This is a genomic window from Pseudomonas sp. BN607, from assembly GCF_029871175.1.
Taxonomy (GTDB): domain Bacteria; phylum Pseudomonadota; class Gammaproteobacteria; order Pseudomonadales; family Pseudomonadaceae; genus Aquipseudomonas.
Window position 1 is genome coordinate 57,154 of record NZ_SSOE01000063.1, and the last position, 17,212, is coordinate 74,365.

At 62.8% G+C, this 17,212-nt stretch carries 18 protein-coding genes; 13 read left to right on the forward strand and 5 right to left on the reverse strand.

The window, feature by feature from the left end:
* Positions 1 to 103 precede the first annotated feature (103 nt).
* The 9 genes from alaC to E8E68_RS20155 all read left to right on the forward strand — a co-directional run bounded on the left by alaC (position 104) and on the right by E8E68_RS20155 (position 9,100).
* Positions 104 to 1,312: an alanine transaminase gene (gene alaC / locus E8E68_RS20115; RefSeq protein ID WP_201198563.1), complete on the forward strand. Its 1,209-nt coding sequence runs from the start codon at positions 104 to 106 to the stop codon at positions 1,310 to 1,312.
* Positions 1,313 to 1,424: 112 nt separating this feature from the next.
* Positions 1,425 to 2,552 carry a hypothetical protein gene (locus E8E68_RS20120; RefSeq protein ID WP_280344107.1) on the forward strand — a complete coding sequence of 376 codons (1,128 nt, stop codon included), beginning with the start codon at positions 1,425 to 1,427 and terminating at the stop codon, positions 2,550 to 2,552.
* Positions 2,553 to 2,677: 125 nt separating this feature from the next.
* Complete coding sequence (locus tag E8E68_RS20125) at positions 2,678 to 3,061, forward strand: YkgJ family cysteine cluster protein (protein ID WP_003248590.1); 384 nt, start codon at positions 2,678 to 2,680, stop codon at positions 3,059 to 3,061.
* Positions 3,062 to 3,368: 307 nt separating this feature from the next.
* Positions 3,369 to 3,932, forward strand: a complete 564-nt coding sequence (locus tag E8E68_RS20130) for a GNAT family N-acetyltransferase (protein WP_266028538.1) — start codon at positions 3,369 to 3,371, stop codon at positions 3,930 to 3,932.
* A 56-nt stretch (positions 3,933 to 3,988) separates the two neighbouring features.
* On the forward strand, positions 3,989 to 4,516 hold the full coding sequence (locus E8E68_RS20135; RefSeq protein WP_266028536.1) for a sigma-70 family RNA polymerase sigma factor: 528 nt from the start codon (positions 3,989 to 3,991) through the stop codon (positions 4,514 to 4,516).
* Positions 4,513 to 5,484, forward strand: a complete 972-nt coding sequence (locus tag E8E68_RS20140) for a FecR domain-containing protein (RefSeq protein ID WP_266028534.1) — start codon at positions 4,513 to 4,515, stop codon at positions 5,482 to 5,484. Before E8E68_RS20135 ends, E8E68_RS20140 begins: the two co-directional genes overlap by 4 nt.
* Positions 5,485 to 5,560: 76 nt before the next feature.
* Positions 5,561 to 8,086: a TonB-dependent receptor gene (locus E8E68_RS20145; protein WP_266028533.1), complete on the forward strand. Its 2,526-nt coding sequence runs from the start codon at positions 5,561 to 5,563 to the stop codon at positions 8,084 to 8,086.
* Positions 8,087 to 8,153: 67 nt separating this feature from the next.
* Positions 8,154 to 8,693, forward strand: a complete 540-nt coding sequence (locus E8E68_RS20150) for a hypothetical protein (RefSeq protein WP_280344111.1) — start codon at positions 8,154 to 8,156, stop codon at positions 8,691 to 8,693.
* A gap of 20 nt (positions 8,694 to 8,713) precedes the next feature.
* The gene (locus tag E8E68_RS20155) at positions 8,714 to 9,100 is read left to right on the forward strand and encodes a lysozyme inhibitor LprI family protein (protein WP_280344113.1); all 387 of its coding nucleotides are present in this window, start codon (positions 8,714 to 8,716) and stop codon (positions 9,098 to 9,100) included.
* A gap of 134 nt (positions 9,101 to 9,234) precedes the next feature.
* Here the strand turns inward: E8E68_RS20155 and mnmH are convergent, their stop codons facing one another.
* A complete protein-coding gene (gene mnmH / locus E8E68_RS20160; RefSeq protein WP_280344115.1) occupies positions 9,235 to 10,347 on the reverse strand; it encodes a tRNA 2-selenouridine(34) synthase MnmH in 1,113 nt (370 codons plus the stop codon).
* Complete coding sequence (gene selD, locus E8E68_RS20165; RefSeq protein WP_280344117.1) at positions 10,347 to 11,381, reverse strand: selenide, water dikinase SelD; 1,035 nt, start codon at positions 11,379 to 11,381, stop codon at positions 10,347 to 10,349. Before selD ends, mnmH begins: the two co-directional genes overlap by 1 nt.
* A gap of 138 nt (positions 11,382 to 11,519) precedes the next feature.
* Here selD and E8E68_RS20170 point away from each other — a divergent pair, with 138 nt between their 5' ends.
* From E8E68_RS20170 to phnE, 4 genes are read left to right on the forward strand one after another with little or no spacing between them, the layout of a single operon-like run.
* Complete coding sequence (locus E8E68_RS20170) at positions 11,520 to 12,374, forward strand: putative selenate ABC transporter substrate-binding protein (protein WP_266028527.1); 855 nt, start codon at positions 11,520 to 11,522, stop codon at positions 12,372 to 12,374.
* A complete protein-coding gene (locus tag E8E68_RS20175; protein WP_280344119.1) occupies positions 12,371 to 13,180 on the forward strand; it encodes an ATP-binding cassette domain-containing protein in 810 nt (269 codons plus the stop codon). The genes E8E68_RS20170 and E8E68_RS20175 overlap by 4 nt, the downstream gene beginning before the upstream one ends.
* Positions 13,174 to 14,001: an ABC transporter permease gene (locus tag E8E68_RS20180; RefSeq protein WP_280344121.1), complete on the forward strand. Its 828-nt coding sequence runs from the start codon at positions 13,174 to 13,176 to the stop codon at positions 13,999 to 14,001. Before E8E68_RS20175 ends, E8E68_RS20180 begins: the two co-directional genes overlap by 7 nt.
* Entirely contained in the window at positions 13,998 to 14,765 is a 768-nt protein-coding gene (gene phnE / locus E8E68_RS20185; RefSeq protein WP_110744945.1) for a phosphonate ABC transporter, permease protein PhnE, read from the forward strand. The genes E8E68_RS20180 and phnE overlap by 4 nt, the downstream gene beginning before the upstream one ends.
* Before the next feature lie 35 nt (positions 14,766 to 14,800).
* On the opposite strand, the gene E8E68_RS20190 is transcribed toward phnE, so the two are convergent.
* From E8E68_RS20190 to E8E68_RS20200, 3 genes are all read right to left on the reverse strand, one after another.
* Entirely contained in the window at positions 14,801 to 15,694 is an 894-nt protein-coding gene (locus tag E8E68_RS20190) for a bestrophin family ion channel (RefSeq protein ID WP_110744944.1), read from the reverse strand.
* A gap of 132 nt (positions 15,695 to 15,826) precedes the next feature.
* Entirely contained in the window at positions 15,827 to 16,306 is a 480-nt protein-coding gene (locus E8E68_RS20195; protein ID WP_280344123.1) for a GNAT family N-acetyltransferase, read from the reverse strand.
* Between the two features lie 89 nt (positions 16,307 to 16,395).
* On the reverse strand, positions 16,396 to 17,212 hold an 817-nt coding region (locus E8E68_RS20200), incomplete at its 5' end, for an IS3 family transposase (RefSeq protein WP_280340259.1).

Here is a 17,212-nt window from a genome sequence, read left to right on the forward strand (position 1 = left end):
TCCTTTACAGGCATCCTGTTTCGGCACTATCTTCTGATTCAGGCCGCCACATCGGCCAACGTCGCTCGGACGGTTCCGGGCGCTTACGTCCTCAGAGGAAGCCATGGCCAACCCAGGTTCGCCGCGCCGCTTTGCGCGCATCGATCGTCTCCCCCCTTACGTTTTCAACATCACTGCCGAGCTCAAGATGGCCGCCCGCCGCCGTGGCGAAGACATCATCGACCTGAGCATGGGCAACCCCGATGGCGCCACCCCGCCGCACATCGTCGAGAAGCTGGTGCAGGTCGCCCAGCGTGAAGACACCCATGGCTATTCCACCTCGCGCGGTATCCCGCGTCTGCGTCGGGCAATCTCCAACTGGTACAAGGAACGCTACGAGGTCGACATCGACCCGGAAAGCGAAGCCATCGTCACCATTGGCTCGAAAGAAGGTCTGGCCCACCTGATGCTGGCCACCCTCGACCAGGGCGACACTGTACTGGTGCCCAACCCCAGCTACCCGATCCACATCTACGGCGCAGTGATCGCCGGTGCCCAGGTGCGCTCGGTGCCGTTGGTGCCTGGTGTGGACTTCTTCAACGAGCTTGAGCGGGCCATTCGCGAGTCCATCCCCAAGCCGAAGATGATGATCCTCGGCTTCCCGTCCAACCCGACCGCGCAGTGCGTGGAGTTGGACTTCTTCGAGCGCGTGGTGGCCTTGGCCAAGCAATATGGCGTGCTGGTGATCCACGACCTGGCCTATGCCGATATCGTCTACGACGGCTGGAAAGCCCCGTCGATCATGCAGGTACCGGGTGCCAAGGACATTGCGGTGGAGTTCTTCACCCTGTCCAAGAGCTACAACATGGCCGGCTGGCGGATCGGCTTCATGGTCGGCAACCCCGAGCTGGTCAGTGCCCTGGCGCGGATCAAGAGCTACCACGACTACGGCACCTTCACACCGCTGCAGGTAGCCGCCATTGCCGCCCTTGAAGGCGACCAGCAGTGCGTGCGCGACATTGCCGAACAATATCGCCAGCGCCGCAACCTCTTGGTGAAAGGTTTGCACGAGCTGGGCTGGATGGTCGAGAACCCCAAGGCTTCGATGTACGTGTGGGCGAAGATCCCGCCAGAGTATGCGCACTTGGGTTCGCTGGAGTTCTCCAAGAAACTGCTGGCCGAGGCAAAGGTGTGCGTGTCGCCGGGGATCGGCTTTGGTGATTATGGCGATGATCATGTGCGCTTTGCCCTGATCGAGAACCAGGACCGCATTCGCCAGGCTATTCGCGGGATCCGGCAGATGTTCCGGGCCGACGGGTTGGCCCGCAAGTAAGGTGACTGGGGCTGCGACGCAGCCCCGATTGCCTCGTGGGCTAGCTTTCCACCTGCCTCCTGGCTCCCGATATTCCTACCTTCAGCACTCATTTCTCACCAAAGAGATCCCCATGAGTGTCTTCACCGCCTATTTCTGCGGCACCGGATCGCACCGTTTCGACGATGCCAACCCCAACTTCTGGAATGGTGAGCTGGTCTCGACCCTGGCCAGCAACGACCAAGGCCGCGAGTTCGCCCACTGGATTGCCGTAGACGGCCCCGGCAGCGGCAACCTTCAGGATGACACCCTGTTCGTCGAACCCGGCGGCTATTTCAACTGGAGCGGCCAGCTGTTTGGCCGCGGCTGGGAAGAAAACGTCAACCATGTGCTGCAGGTGATCAAGGGCGAAAGCAACTGGCAGCGCACCAAGCTCGACGAAGAGGAGTACCAGCGGCTGAAAGCCGCCGGGGTGCCGATCCCGGACGTTACCACCACGGCGTCGTGGTTTTGGCGCAACTACGACTACGGCGACCGTCATCCAACGCCGCAGGAACTGCAAGAGCGCATCATCAGCATGTTCCGCAAGCCGCGCTTGCCCACGCAGGTGAACCTGGTGGGTTGGAGCAGGGGAGGGATCAGTTGCCACATGCTGGCCAACGCCATGGCCCAAGACCCTGTATTGCGCGGCATCCCAGTGAACATCTTTGCCATTGACCCGGTGCCAGGGGTCGGTAATGTGCAAACCGACCGCGTCACGTTGGCTGGCAACGTCAAGGAGTACGTAGGTTTCTACTCGCGGGATGAGCGTTCCAAAGGTTTTGCCTGCGTGATCCCTGCGGTCGCGAGTACCACGCGAACCTGTATCTATCCGATGCCAGGCCGGCATGCCACGCTGGTGGGTAACGCCTCGGTTGACGGCGCGAGCGACGGCAAGGTGCTGCCAGAACCTGGGTTGATCGTTCGCCACTTTGCCGAGGTCTGCCTGACGCGCTGGGGTGTGCAGCTGGACAAGTGCCTGGCCTTGGGCGAAGGCCAGTTGATGAAGTATCACCAGCTCATGGCAGCTGCCGAAAAGCAGTACCAAGCCATGCGCAGTGAGTCTTACACGGTCCTTACCGAGGGCGAAAAGCACGACCGTCTGGTGCACCGTGGTGAGCAGCGTACGTACTTCAGCAAAGTGCGGGGCGAGGGTTACGACCCGAGCGCAGGGCTGGCATTGCAGCGTTGGGATGCTGCCACTTACAAGGCCATCTGCTAGCCGAGGTGGGCGGCCGGATCAGCGGCAATTTTTTTTGCATTGCCCCTCTATCCAGCCGCCCCCGCTTGGAATGAAAATGGCGCGGCGGGCCAGCCCCGATAACAACAACCTTCCTCCGTGCCATCATGTCCGAATATAACCCTTGCCTTGACTGCGGCGCCTGCTGCGGGTACTTCCGTGTGTCCTTCTTCTGGGGCGAATGCCAGTCTGCCGGGGGCGTTGTGCCGGACGACCTGGTGGTACAGATCAATCCCACCCGCGTTGCCATGATTGGCACCGATGCCAAGCCCTGCCGCTGCGTCAGCCTGCAGGGCGAGATCGGTAAAGAGGTGGCTTGTACGATTTACGCCAACCGTTCCAGCCCGTGCCGCGAGTTTGACGCGTCTTGGGAGGGTGGGGTGCATAACCCAAGCTGTGATGATGCGCGGGCGGCGTATGGTTTGCCGCCGCTGACCCCGCCAGAGGCCAACGAGCCGCATTGGCCGGATGATGGGGCTGAGGTGGCCTGAGCGTTTTTCGCGAGCCTGTCTTCCAGGCCAGTCATCCCAGCGAAGGACGCGCGCCTTCTTGGCGCATGGCGCGATATCGCGTCGTACAATCAAGGCGGTCGCGCGCGCCTGTCACAGGCGTAACTGGCCCGAAACAAACGGAGCGAGCGCCAGCTCGCGATGCGCCGCGCGGGCGGCGCTCGATTTGCGCGCCCCTGAAAATCCCAAGGCAAGCCTCCTCAAACACACCCCATAACCCAAGACCTGCCCCACTCACCCCACATGACGTTAAACTGTCATCTCCCCAGCAATGGACAGGAGATCCGGCGTGACCCCACCCCGCAGTTTCCCCAGTGACCTCTGCCTCGACAGCCCGCGCCTGCATTTGCGCCCCATGCGCCATGCCGATGCCGCGCAGTGGCTGGCGATCATGGCCGACCCCGAGGTCATGCGCTATTGGCACCATGCACCCTGGCAAGACCTGGCCGAGGCCGAAAGTGCCCTGGCCGCCGACCGCGAAGCCTATGCCAATGGCGACCAGCTCAAGCTTGGCATGTACCGCCGCGACAACGGCGAACTGATCGGCATGGTCCAGCTGTTCAACATCGACGACATTTCCCGCCGTGGCGAAATCGGCTACTGCCTGGCCAGCGCCGTGCAGGGCAGGGGCTACATGGACGAAGCGCTGACCTGCTTCATCGACTACCTCGCCCACACTCTGCACATGCGCCGCCTGGAAGGCGAAATTGACCCCCGCAACCAAGGCTCGGCACGCACCCTCGAGCGCCAGGGTTTTGTGCTGGAAGGCACCTTGCGGGCCCGCTGGTGCGTGGCTGGTGAGCTCTCTGACTCGGGTATTTACGGCTTGTTGCTCGAACCACCTGTTGCATAGTCTTACGGCGAATAGCTACTATTCGGGAACAATTCTCACTTGTGTCCCGGTGCCCCATGCCCGTAGCCGACTCACCGAGCCCGTACCCGCTTGAACAGCTGTACAGCGAGCACCATGGCTGGCTTTTCAGCTGGCTACGTCGCAAGCTGCGTTGTTCGCACAGCGCAGCCGACCTGGCCCAGGACACCTTCGTGCGCATCCTGGCCTCGCGTGATGCCTTGCTGGGCATGCGCGAGCCACGCGCCTACCTCAGTACCACTGCACGCCGCCTGTTGATCGACCGGGTGCGCCGACAGCAAATCGAAGAGGCCTACCTCAGCGAACTTGCCTTAGCTGCCGATGCGTTGGAAGGGCACCAGTCTCCCGAAAGCATCCTCATCACCCTCGAAGCGCTGGAGCAGATCGCTTTCCTGCTGGAAGGCCTGCACCTGAATGCGCGCGAGGCCTTCGTCGGTTACTATTTGGACGACCTGACCCAGCCTCAGATTGCCAAACGCCTGCAGATTTCCCCACGCATGGTGCGCAAGTACCTGGCCCAGGCCTTGATCCATTGCCACCGCACGCTGGACATTGCCGAACCGTGAATCCCTCGCGTATCGAACAGGAAGCGGCCGAATGGGCCCTGTGCCTGGGCGAGGGTGAGCTGGATGCCGACGAGGCGCGTGAGTTCGACGCCTGGCTACAGGCCGACCCACGCCACGGCGCCACCTTGCGCCGCATGCAAGGGGTGATCAGCCAGGTGCAGGCACTGCGCGAGCAACGCGGACCGGTGGGCGCCGGGCTGCGCGCCGGCGTACAGGTTTCGGCTCCAGGCTCGGGCGCTCGGCGCACTTTGCTCGGTTTGGCCCTGGCAATCTCCTTGCTGGGCACACTGAGCCTTTCTGGTGGAACGCCGCGCGACTGGCTGGCCGACTTGCGTACCGCGCCGGCGGAGTGGCGCAGCCAAACCCTGGAAGATGGCTCGCAGCTGACCTTGGCGGGCAACTCTGCCGTGGATGTCGAGTTCAGCACTGGCGAGCGGCGCATCCGCCTGCTGCATGGCCAGGTGCTGGTAGATGTCAGCCATGACCCGACGCGACCCTTCGTCATACAGACTGACGAAGGCAGCTTCAAGGCTCTGGGTACGCGCTTCGTGGTCAGCCAAGGCCACGCTCGCAGCGAGCTGACCATGCTTGAGTCCCGGGTCGAGGCGCGCACTGCCGTGTCCGGCGATCAGTTGGTCGTCGGCCCGGGCGAGCGGGCATGGGTGGCGCGTGAAGGGCTTGGCCCGTTGCCTGCCATCGACCCGGCGCGGGTCGATCGGGCCTGGCAGCATCACCAGTTGGTGGCCGAAGGCGTACCGCTCGATCAGGTGCTCGATGCCTTGGCCGAGCAACGCCGTGGCGTGCTGCGCTTCGACCGCCAGGCAATGCAGGCGATCAAGGTGTCGGCGGTGCTGCCTCTGGACGACAGCGAAAGGGCCCTGCGTCTGCTGGCCGAGGCGCTGCCGATTCGTATCGGGGGCGTTGGCCGCTGGTGGACCACGGTCGAGCCCGTCTCACGAGAAAATTGATTCAGGTGGTTCCGCTTCTGCGCAGTGGCCCGTCAGACAAGAGGCCAACCGATCAAGAACAAGGAGCCGATCCACCATGCGCCGATTCCCTGGCCACCCCGTCCTCAGCCCGCTAGCCCTGGCCTTGCGCCTTTCCTGTGCCGGGCTGTCCCTGTCCGTTGCGGCCCTGCCGGCTGTCGCCGAGGAGGCCGCCCGCCGCAGCTTCGAAGTGCCCGCTGGCAACCTGGCCCAGGCGCTGGGTAGCTATGCCCAGCAAGCCGCCGTGTCACTGGCCTTCACCCCCGAAGCACTGGCCGGCCTGCACAGCAACGGCCTGCATGGTCTGTATTCGGTGGACAGCGGTTTTGCCGTGCTGCTGGCCGGCAGTGGGTACCGGGTAGAGCGTAGCGATAACGGCTACCGGCTGGTGGCCGAGCCGCAAGCGGCGGTGAGCAGTGACGCGATGGAACTTGGCGTGACCACAGTAGCCGGGCAGGGCATGGGCCAGAGTACCGAGAACACCGGCTCCTACGCACCGGGCCTGATCAGCGTTGGCTCCAAGACCCCGACCAGCCTGCGCCAGACGCCGCAATCGGTGTCGATCGTGACCCGCCAGCTGATTGAAGACCAGCAACTGACCGACATCAACCAGGCGATGAAAGTGACGCCGGGCATCGTCACCCAGAGCACCACCTTCCGCACCCAGGACTTCCTCTCGCGTGGTTTCAGTATCCAGAACCTGCAGATCGACGGCGCTGCACCGCAAGCGCTGGGCACCGCGATGGGTTCATTCTATTCGTCGAACATCTTCGAACTGGCCGAGTTCGACCACATCGAGGTACTGCGCGGTACTGCTGCGTTGTATGGTGGCTCGGGTGACCCGGGTGGCATCATCAACATGGTGCGCAAGCGGCCGACTTCTTTTAACCAGCTGAAGCTGACCCTGTCGGCCGGTAGCTGGGACAACTATCGCCAGGAGTTCGACCTGTCCGGCCCGCTGGGTTGGGATGGCCGCGTGCGCGGTCGCCTGGTGATGTCCAACACCGATCGCCAGTATTTCACCGACAACCGCGCCACCGAGCGGCCGTTGGTGTATGGCGTGCTGGAGGCGGACGTTACGGACGACACCATGCTCACCTTCGGTGCTCGCTACAACAAATCCCACGAAACCGGCAGCAACAGCGCGGTGCCGCGCTACAGCAATGGTGCTGACCTGAACCTGCCACGGCATACCGGCCTGACCAAGAAGTGGGCCTACCTCGACGCCACCGCACGCGAGTACTTCGCCAAGGTGGACCACCGATTCAACGACGACTGGAAGCTCAACCTCAGCTACACCAACACATGGGACCTTGGGCTGTTCAAGACGGCGACCACTCTGAATGCAGTGGACCCGGTGACCAATACCGGAGCGACCTGGTACGGCACCTCGACCCGCCAGGAGAACGAGCAGCACCTGTATGATGGTAACGTCTCTGGCCACTTCCAGGCCTTTGGTCTGGACCATGAAGTGGTCTTCGGTGCCGACTACCAGAAGATCGACAGCCGGTGGCTGGGCACTGCGCCTTATGCCGCGTCGGGCGCGCCCGCCAACGTGTTCGATCCCGACAGCTCGGCGTTCGACGACCCCGGCAATGGGCGTGACTACAAGCGCGACTACAGCCCCAACTCGCAACGTCAGTACGGCCTGTACGGCAGCCTGCGGTTGCAGTTGGCCGAACCCTTGCACCTGATTGTCGGAGCACGTGCGCAGCGGTTCCACTTTTGGCAGACCTACACCAACAACCTGACCTCGCCAGCAAGTATCTCCAGCCCGGAACAGCGTATAGGCACGAAGGTCACCCCGTTCGGTGGCCTGGTCTACGACCTTGACGATCAATGGTCGACATACGTCAGCTATTCGGAAATCTACAAACCGCAGTCCAGCCGAATCAGCGGCCCTGCGCAAAGCGGTTCGCCGCTCGAGCCCATGACCGGCAAAACCTACGAAACCGGCCTCAAGGGTGAGTTGTTCAATGGCGCACTCAACGCCAGCGTGGCGCTGTACTACAGCACCCGCGAAAACGAAGCGGTGCAAGACCCGAACTTCCTGGCCACCAACGCCGGCTTCTCGGGCAGCTGCTGCTATGTGTCCAACGGGAAGGTGGTGAGCAAGGGCATCGACATGGAGCTGTCTGGCGAGCTGCTGCCAGACTGGATGCTGGTGGGGGGCTACACCTTCAACCTGAACCGTAACCGCAGCGCCGATGCGCCGCTGAGCACGGTGATGCCAAAGCACCTGTTCAAGCTGTACAGCACCTACCGGCTGCCGGGTATCCTCAGCGACTTCAAGGTCGGCGGCGGCGTGCAGGTACAAAGCGCCACGTACATGAGCGGTACAGTGAATCGCTACGACAGCAGCGGCGCGCTGGTTGAGCGAAATGTCCCGTTCGACTTCGACCAGAGCGGCTATGCGATCTGGAACGCGTTGGTCGAATACCGTGTCGATGATCACTGGAACGTCACGCTCAACGGCAACAACCTGTTCGACAAGAAGTACTACGAAACCGTGGGTACTTCGACCTATGGCAACTACTATGGTGAGCCACGCAACTTCATGGTGACCCTGCGCGGCACCTATTGAGGGTTTGGAAGCGGGGCTGGGCCTGGGTTAAGGTCGTAGGCTGTCCCGTTTCTCTCAGGAATCCCCTTTGCCCGTTTTCTACCTAAGCATCAGCCTGCTGTTGTATTTGCTCGCTCTGTTCTTCGATGGCGCGCTGATGAGCGGCGAGCGTCATATGCCGGCCCTGCAGATGCTGCTGTACGGGCCATGGGGTGTGCCTTTCGGCTTGCACCAATGGTTTGCCAATCCGCTGCTGGCCTTGGCCGTCCTAGCTCATCGGCGGTTTCGCCGCCTTGCATTGCTGGCGGGTCTGGCCGCTACGTACCTTGCGGCCACCAGCTTCGGCATTACCCGACTGCCGGATAACCAGACCTATGAATTCCATGACCTGACCGGTTTCGGGGCGGGCTTCTACCTGTGGTTGGGGGCAATGGGGGTATTCTGCATTGGCCAGGCCTGGCATTGCTGGAAGGCCCGCAGCGCGGATGACATGCCCGGTTGGAGCTGGCTTGATGTGGCCTTGATCGCGGCGCTGGGTGTGACGTTGTATGCGGCCACGCAGATGCCATCGTTGCGCTTCGAGCCAGGCAAGGTGTTGATGCCGCCGGAGCAGCCGCAGACACTTTGATACCCACAAGGAGGGTTAGCATGATCAAGCATTACCTGGCAGGCCTGGCGTTGGCCTGCGTGCTGCCTTTGGCAGTGGCGGACGATTACACGGCGGCTTACGGGCAGTGCATGGATAAGGCCTCCAGCACCGTGGCCATGAGCGCGTGCATCGGGGCCGAAACGCAAGTGCAGGATCAGCGGTTGAACCGGGTGTACAAGCAGTTGATGGGCAAGCTGGATGCGGGGCAGCAGAAGAGCCTGCGGGATGTGCAGCGCAAGTGGCTGGCCTACCGTGATGGCAATTGCCAGTTCCATGTACAGGCCAGTGGCGGCACCATGGCGCAGCTGGAAGGTGGCACCTGCATCATGGACATGACCCGCGACCGCGCGGCGGAGCTGGAGCGGGTGCTTAGCCCTGGGCAGTAGCGCCTATTCAGGCATGATTGGCTCACCTCTGCAGGCACGGGTTCAGCCGCGAACACCGGCAAACCCGGTGTCATGCACCGCTTCGCCTTCTTCGCGGGTAAACCTGCGCCTACAGGGACTGCAGGGTGCTGGTTCTATTTGCGCGGCTCGCGCAGCGCCCGGGCCTTCAGGTACTCACGCACTTCCACGGCATCCCCGGCAAACTCGATACGTTCTGCCTTGGCATCGCGCTGGTAGGCATACATCGGGTCGTAGTACTCGGTCAGCAAGCCTTCGATCCAGCCCCGGTGCATATCCACCGCGCCACTGCGCTGCTGCTCTTCCAGCGCTTCGCGCAGGATCTCTGACAGCCGCTGGTAACGCTCGCCACCCAAGCGCTTGTAGATGTTGGCCATGCTCTGCAGCATGCGCTCGGCAAACAGCCGGCGACCATCTTCCTCGCCATGTACGGCTACAAACTCGGCACTCAGGTTGACCACGTAATCGCGCAGGATGCGTTCCACGCGGTTGGCGAAGCTGTCTTCCAGCCACACCAGCGGGTACTGCTGCATGCCCTGGTACAGCGCCAACGGCACCGTGCAGCTGCCGACGATGCGGCCTTCGTCTTCCAGCACGAACTGTTCGATACCTTGGGCGCGTTTCTTCAGCAGGTCGATTGCCAGCTGGTTTTCAAAATCGATCTGCGCCGGCTGCGCGGTGGCACGCTTGCCAAAGCTGGAGCCGCGATGGTTGGCATGGCCTTCCAGGTCCAGCACGTTGGCCAACTGGTGCAGCACATCGGTCTTGCCGGTACCGGTCAGGCCGCCCACCAGCACGAAATCGCATTCCTCCACGGCCTGCTGGGTAGTTTCCAGCAAGAAGGTCCGCATGGCCTTGTAGCCACCTTTGACGCGCGGGTACTGGATACCCGCCTCATCGCGCAGCCAGCCTTGCACGATCTGCGAACGCAGGCCGCCACGGAAGCAGTACAGGTAACCTTCAGGATGGGCCTGGGCAAACGCTGCCCAGGCCTCAAGGCGAGCCTGCTTGGTGGCGCCGCTGACCAGCTGGTGCCCCAGGGCGATGGCGGCGGCCTGGCCCTGCTGCTTGTAGCAGGTGCCGACCTTTTGCCGCTCTTGGTCGTTCATCAGCGGCAGGTTGACCACGCCGGGTAAGGCGCCCTTGGCAAATTCGACGGGCGCGCGCATGTCCATCATCGGCACGTCGTCGAGGAACAGCTGGCGGAAGTCGGTGCAGTCGTGGCGCATCAGAACACCTCGACCGCGTGGCTCTGTCGCTCGACCAGCGTGCCGATCGGTGCCAGTTGCAAGCCCAGTTCTGCCGCCACGGCAAGGAACTCGCTTTCACCCTCTGCAGTAACCGCAACCAGCAGGCCGCCGCTGGTCTGCGGATCGCACAGCAGATGCTTCTGCTCGTCGCCGAGGGCGCCGATCTTGTGGCCGTAGCTGTCGTAGTTGCGCAGGGTGCCGCCGGGGATGCAGCCCTCGGCCAGGTAGTACTCGACGCTGGGCAGGCGTGGCACGGCGGCGTAGTCCAGGTGGGCAGTGAGGCCGCTGCCTTCCGCCAGTTCGACCAGGTGGCCGAGCAGGCCAAAACCGGTGACGTCGGTCATGGCCTTGACCCCGTCAAGCTTGCCGAAGCGGCTGCCGGGGGTGTTGAGGGTGCACATCCAGTCACGGGCCAGGCCCTGGTCCTGCGCGCGCAGCTTGGCCTTTTTTTCGGCGGTGGTGAGGATGCCAATGCCCAGCGGTTTGGTCAGGTACAGGCGGCAACCGGCGCTGGCGGTGTCGTTACGCTTGAGGTGGCGCTTGCTGACCACCCCGGTGACGGCCAGGCCGAAGATTGGCTCAGGGGCGTCGATGGAGTGCCCGCCGGCCAGCGGGATGCCGGCTTCGGCGCACACCGCGCGGCCACCCCGGATCACTTCGCGAGCCACTTCCGGGGGGAGCACGTTGACTGGCCAGCCGAGGATGGCAATGGCCATCAGCGGGTCGCCGCCCATGGCGTAGATGTCGCTGATGGCGTTGGTGGCGGCGATGCGGCCGAAGTCATACGGGTCATCGACGATCGGCATGAAGAAGTCGGTGGTCGAGACCACGCCGCGCTCTTCGTCCAGCGCGTACACGGCGGCATCGTCGCGCGAGGCGTTGCCGACCCACAGTTTAGGGTCCAGGGCCTGGGTGCCGCTTTCGGCGAGGATCACGTCCAGCACTTTGGGGGAAATCTTGCAGCCACAGCCGGCACCGTGGCTGTACTGGGTCAGGCGAATCGGCTCGCTCATACGTACCTCAGCAGGTCAAATTGTTGCGCGATTGTAGCAAAGCTGGCCTTTGCGCCTGTGCCTCTTATAATTCCCGGTGTCGGCGGAATTGTCGGCGCATCTGTTGGCATTGTCCCGCTATTGAACCGGAGAACACCCATGCTCAAACGCCCACTGGCGCTCGCCGCCGGCCTCGTGCTGTCCTGCTGTGCCGTTGTCGCCCAGGCCGCTGAAACCCTGCGGGTCAGCGCCATCCCAGACGAAGCGCCAACCGAGCTGCAGCGCAAGTTCAAGCCGTTGGGCGAGTACCTGGCCAAGCAGTTGGGCATGGACGTGAAGTTCGTACCGGTGGCCGACTACCCAGCGGTGGTTGAATCGCTGGCCTCCGACCGCCTGGACCTGGCCTGGCTGGGTGGCTTCACATTCGTCCAGGTACACCTGAAGGACCCGACTGCCACGCCGCTGGTGCAGCGTGAACAGGATGCGCAGTTCACCTCCAAGTTCATCACCGCCAACCCCGATGTGAAAAGCCTGAGCGATCTCAAGGGCAAGTCGTTTGCCTTCGGCTCGATCTCGTCCACTTCGGGCAGCCTGATGCCGCGTTACTTCATGCTCAAGCAGGACAACATCAAGCCTGAAGACTACTTTAGCCGCGTGGCCTATTCTGGCGCGCATGACGCCACCGTGGCCTGGGTGCAGGCGGGCAAGGTTGACGCTGGGGTGCTCAACGCCAGCGTGTGGCAGAAGCTGGTGGATGCCGGCAAGGTCGATACCGGCAAGGTGAAGGTGTTTGCCACCACCCCGACTTACTTCGACTACAACTGGACCGTGCGCGGCAACATGGACCCGGCGCTGAAAGAGAAGATCAAGAAGGCCTTCCTCGACCTCGACCCGGCCAACCCGGAGCACAAGGCAATCCTCGATCTGCAGGCCGCCAGCCGCTTCATCGAGACCAAGCCTGAGAACTACGCCGGCACCGAGCAAGCTGCACGCGAGGCCGGCCTGCTCAAGTGACAGCTCTGAATGTGGCCATCCACCTGTACGGCGCCAGTCTGCGCCATGGCCAGGTACGCGCACTTGATGCGGTCAACCTGCGCATCGAGCAGGGCGAACGCGTCGCCATCATTGGCCCGTCGGGGGCGGGCAAGTCCAGCTTGCTGCACCTGATGGCGACGGCTGTGCAGCCCGGCAGCGGGCGCCTGGAACTGCTCGGCGAGCAGCCTTGGGCGCTATCGGCCCGGGCGCGCCAACGCCTGCGTGCAAGGGTAGGGCTGGTGCATCAGGCGCCGCCCTTGCCGCCGCGCCAGCGGGTAGTCACTGCGGTGCTGGCAGGGCGCCTGGGGCGGTGGAGTGTGCTGCGCGGCTTGCTCAACCTGTTGTACCCCAGCGATGTAGCAGGCGCGCGGCAGGTGTTGGCCGAGCTGGGGCTGGCCGACAAGCTGTTCGTGCAGTGTGGGCAATTGTCCGGTGGCCAGTTGCAGAGGGTCGGCATTGCCCGCGCGTTGTATCAGCAGCCGCAGCTGCTGCTGACCGATGAGCCGGTGTCGGCCATGGACCCGGTGTTGGCCGACCACAGCCTGGCGTTGCTCAACCGCTATGCCCAGGCCAACGGCGTAACCCTAATAGCGAGCCTGCATGCGGTGGAGCTGGCGCTGGCGCACTTCCCGCGGGTGATCGGGATTCGCGAGGGGCAGGTGGCATTCGACTGCCCGGCGGAAGCCGTTACCCAGCAGTTGCTGGATGCGTTGTACGCCAATGAACAACTGGCTTCGCCGCCAACCCAGGGGCCGGCCCTGACCGTGCAGATTCCGCGATGCTGAAGGCTGACGCGCGCGACCCGGCTTTAGTGCCGCGGTTGTTGTTGGCCCTTTTGGCCGTAGCGGTGCTGTGGCCTGGTGTCCAGTTGAGCGAGCTGAACCCCGCGGTGCTGCTGCAGGCAGAGAACCGGCAGCAAATCGCCAGTTTCACACGTGCTTTTTGGCCGCCGGCGCACGATACCGAGTTCCTTGCATTGTTGTACCAAGCCACCTTGCAGACACTGGCCGTGGCGACTGCCGGCATGGCGCTGGCGTTGTTGCTGGCAATCCCGGCCGGTTTGCTGGCGAGCCGCGCCTTGTCGTTGGGTGCGGCCTCACGCGGGGGGCGCGCGGGGTTCTGGTCACGCTTTTTGCGCCTGCCGGTGCGCGGGCTGCTGATTTTCCTGCGTAGCGTGCCGGAGATCGTCTGGGCGTTGTTGTTCGTGCGTGCTGTGGGCCTGGGGCCGACGGCAGGCGTGTTGGCCATCGCCATCACCTATAGCGGCATGCTCGGCAAGGTCTACGCCGAGATCTTCGAGTCGGTCGACCAGCGCCCGGCCCATGCCTTGTTGCAGGCGGGCAGCGGCCGGTTGGCGGCGTTTCTCTACGGCATCCTGCCCAATGCCTCCTCCGAGGTGGTGTCGTACACCGTGTATCGCTGGGAGTGCGCGGTGAGGGCTTCGGTGGTGATGGGTTTTGTCGGTGCTGGCGGGCTGGGGCAGCAGATCGACCTGTCGATGCGCATGTTCGCTGGTGGCGAGGTGGCGAGCATGTTGCTGATGTTCCTGCTGCTGGTGATCCTGGCGGACCTGCTCAGCCGCCTGCTGCGCTGGAGGTTGGCATGAATCGGGTGATCAACCTGCTACTGCTGGGCGCCATCGTGGCGGCGGTGGTGGCTTCATTTGCCTACCTGCAGCTGGACCTGCACGCGCTGGTCGGTAACGGCGGACTGGCGCAGATGGGCGAGTATGCCGGGCGCTTCCTGCACCCGGACCTTTCGCCGGGGCATTTGCAGGCGGTGTGGCGCGGGGCGCTGGAAACCCTTGCCATGTCCGGGCTGGGCACCTTGTTGGCGATGGTGCTGGGGATGTTGCTGGCACTGCCGGCGGCGGGTCGCTTCGGTTGGCCGTTGCAGGGGGCGGCGCGTTTGCTGCTCAATGCCTTGCGGGCCATTCCGGAACTGGTGTGGGCGGCGCTGACCGTGCTGGCTGCAGGGCTTGGGCCGAATGCCGGTACCCTGGCCTTGGCGCTGCACACCGCAGGGGTGCTGGGGCGGCTGTTCGCCGAGGCGCTGGAGAACGCGCCGCCGGAACCCGCGGCGGCGATCCGCTTGCAGGGTGGTAGCCAGGTCGCAGCGTTCTGCTTCGGTACCTTGCCCAACCTGTGGCCGCAGTTGCTGGCCTACAGCCTGTATCGCTGGGAGAACAACATCCGCATGGCCAGTGTGCTGGGGTTTGTCGGAGCGGGCGGGCTGGGGCAGATGCTGTACACCACGTTGAGCCTGTTCCAGGAGGCTCAGGCCAGCACCGTGATCATCGGCATGCTGGTGCTGGTATTGCTGGTGGATATGTTGAGTGATGTGTTGCGCCAGCGCTATGTGCGTGCCTGACCGATAGCCGGGGCTGCTTTTCCGCCCCGCAGCCCTCATGCATCCACAGCTTCGGCACACTGCGCCTCCCGTTGCATCGACTCCAGGTTGCGCTCGATCGTTTCGCAAATGGTATCCATCTGGATCTGGTGCTCACTGAACCGGAACGGGCTTTGCAAATCTGTCCCTATCCGCTCAATCGCCAGCAACATGAACCCCACCACCGTCGAAGCCAGTGGCGTGAACCAGCCCAGCGACTCCACCAACCCTACCGGCACGATCAGGCAGAACAGAGTGATGAACAGCCGCGGGAAGTACACATAAGGGTAGGGCAATGGTGTATTGGCGATCCGCTCCATGCCACCCTGGGCATTGGACAGGTCGACCAGCGTCGACTCCAGCCGTGCCAGGCGAATGCTGTCCAGCCGCCCGGCCTGGTATTCCCGCGCCAGCAAGGCCGCTGAGCCGCCGAGGATGTCGTTGGCGAAATTGTTCGAGCGGTTGCGCCTTTCAAACTCGGCTGGCGGGATAAAGGCCATCAACTCGTCCGGGCACGACTCACCCTTCAGGTGCGCCGCCAGGCAGTTCACATAGGCGATATGCCGACGCAGCAGGGTCGCCTTGACCGGGTTGAGGCCGTCGTCCGGGTCATCGATCAGGGTCAGCGTTTGCCGTGCGAAGCTGCGCGAACTGTTCACCAGCGCGCCCCACAACGTACGCGCCTCCCACCAGCGGTTGTAGGCACTGCTGTTGCGAAAACTCACCAGCACCACCAGTGCCGAACCCAGCAAAGTCAACGGGATCAGCGGCAGGCTGAACTTGCTGTTGAAGAACAGCATGAAGTCGATGGTAACCAGCACATCCCAGATCAGCAGCCAGAACAGCGACCAGCCGATGTAGCCGATGGTCTTCACCACCAGGCGGTACTTGCGGGCGATGACGTCTTTCACGCGGGGGTACCTCGGAACGCGGGGGATGCAGGATCGGACGTCGAGGGGCGCCGAAGGTTCGCGTGCCGAATGTTGCAAGGAATTTAGAAGCTGAAATGATGAGATAAGTCTGACCCGGCTAGACCGGGCCCGTTAGCTGAGCAGCTGCTTCATCTGCACCAACGCCACCCGCGTGCCATCCCACGCCTGCCGCTCCTCGATACCGAACGGCATGAAGCCCAGTTGCGGATAGAGCAGCAAGCCTGCGGTGTTGTGATTGAAGCATGACACCCAGACCTCCCGGGCGGCGTATTGCTGGCGGGCCAGGTCGATCATGGCGGTCACCAGATAGCGCGCCACGCCTCGGCCGCGGGCGGCGGGCGCCACGACGACGTTACCCAGGGCACACACGCCGCCGTGTTCGGCTTTGTAAAAGTTGGCGAAGGCTAGGACCGTGCCCTTGTCTACCACCACCGTGGAGCCGCTGCGTTGAGCGATGGCGTCACTCAGCTGGACTGGGGTGAGGGGGTAGGTGGCTTTGGGGAACATATAGAACAGCTCGTCCGCGCCCTGCGGGAAGTTGCAGATGGCGGGGATGTCGCGGGGCTGGATCGGGCGGTGGGTCAGGTACATTGAAGATCCTTCTTGTGCTAGCTGGGCGGTTCTCTTCGCGGGTAAACCCGCTCCCACAAAATGGACTGCCCCCAAAAAGTTGGACAGTTCTAAGCTACAGCCTGAGCCCTGTACTCCACAGGGCTCAGGCCATTAAGCCTCAGCTTGATGCGATCATGGTTGTAGTACTGAATGTACTCATCCAGACCCGTTCTCAGCTCATCAATGCTCTCGAAACGCTTCAGATAGAAAAACTCAGATTTGAGCGTGCCGAAGAAGCTTTCCATGGCCGCATTGTCCAGGCAATTGCCTTTTCGAGACATGCTCTGCTTTATCCCGCGTTCGCTTAGCTTACGGCGGTATTGCGCTTGCTGGTAATGCCATCCCTGATCCGAATGCAGCACGAGCTTCGGTTTCTCTCCCAGGCAATCGAGCGCTTTACCAAGCATGTTCCCAACCAGGCTATAGCACGGGCGGCTGGCCATTTCGTAGGCCACGATTTCGCCGTTGTACAAATCCATCACGGGCGACAGATAAAGCTTCTGTTGAGCTACTTTGAACTCGGTTACGTCGGTCACCCACTTCTGGTTTGGGCGTTGAGCGACAAAATTTCGCTCCAGCACATTCGCTGCCACTTTACCGACGGTACCTCGATAGGAGCGGTATTTCTTGGGGCGGACTACTGATTTCAATCCCTGCTCAGCCATCAGCCGTTCAATCACCTTCTTGTTCACCCGCTTTTCCTTCCTGATTACGAGTGCGATACGGCGATAACCATAAAGCCCTTTCTGCTCGTGGTAAACGCGATGCACCAATGCCTTGAGCTCAGCATGCCGGTCTGGCTTCTGCTGAGCGTTTAGCTGGTAGTAGAAGGTGCTGCGCGCCAGCTCGACCAGCTGAAGGAGGTCAGGCAAAGGAAACCTGCGC

Excerpts from the sequence above, each read along its gene's own strand:
- alaC (WP_201198563.1), top strand. The coding sequence starts at position 104 with ATGGCCAACCCAGGTTCGCCGCGCCGCTTTGCGCGCATCGATCGTCTC.
- E8E68_RS20120 (WP_280344107.1), top strand. The coding sequence starts at position 1,425 with ATGAGTGTCTTCACCGCCTATTTCTGCGGCACCGGATCGCACCGTTTC.
- E8E68_RS20125 (WP_003248590.1), top strand. The coding sequence starts at position 2,678 with ATGTCCGAATATAACCCTTGCCTTGACTGCGGCGCCTGCTGCGGGTAC.
- E8E68_RS20135 (WP_266028536.1), top strand. The coding sequence starts at position 3,989 with ATGCCCGTAGCCGACTCACCGAGCCCGTACCCGCTTGAACAGCTGTAC.
- E8E68_RS20145 (WP_266028533.1), top strand. The coding sequence starts at position 5,561 with ATGCGCCGATTCCCTGGCCACCCCGTCCTCAGCCCGCTAGCCCTGGCC.
- E8E68_RS20155 (WP_280344113.1), top strand. The coding sequence starts at position 8,714 with ATGATCAAGCATTACCTGGCAGGCCTGGCGTTGGCCTGCGTGCTGCCT.
- mnmH (WP_280344115.1), bottom strand. The coding sequence starts at position 10,347 with ATGCGCCACGACTGCACCGACTTCCGCCAGCTGTTCCTCGACGACGTG.
- selD (WP_280344117.1), bottom strand. The coding sequence starts at position 11,381 with ATGAGCGAGCCGATTCGCCTGACCCAGTACAGCCACGGTGCCGGCTGT.
- E8E68_RS20170 (WP_266028527.1), top strand. The coding sequence starts at position 11,520 with ATGCTCAAACGCCCACTGGCGCTCGCCGCCGGCCTCGTGCTGTCCTGC.
- E8E68_RS20180 (WP_280344121.1), top strand. The coding sequence starts at position 13,174 with ATGCTGAAGGCTGACGCGCGCGACCCGGCTTTAGTGCCGCGGTTGTTG.
- phnE (WP_110744945.1), top strand. The coding sequence starts at position 13,998 with ATGAATCGGGTGATCAACCTGCTACTGCTGGGCGCCATCGTGGCGGCG.
- E8E68_RS20195 (WP_280344123.1), bottom strand. The coding sequence starts at position 16,306 with ATGTACCTGACCCACCGCCCGATCCAGCCCCGCGACATCCCCGCCATC.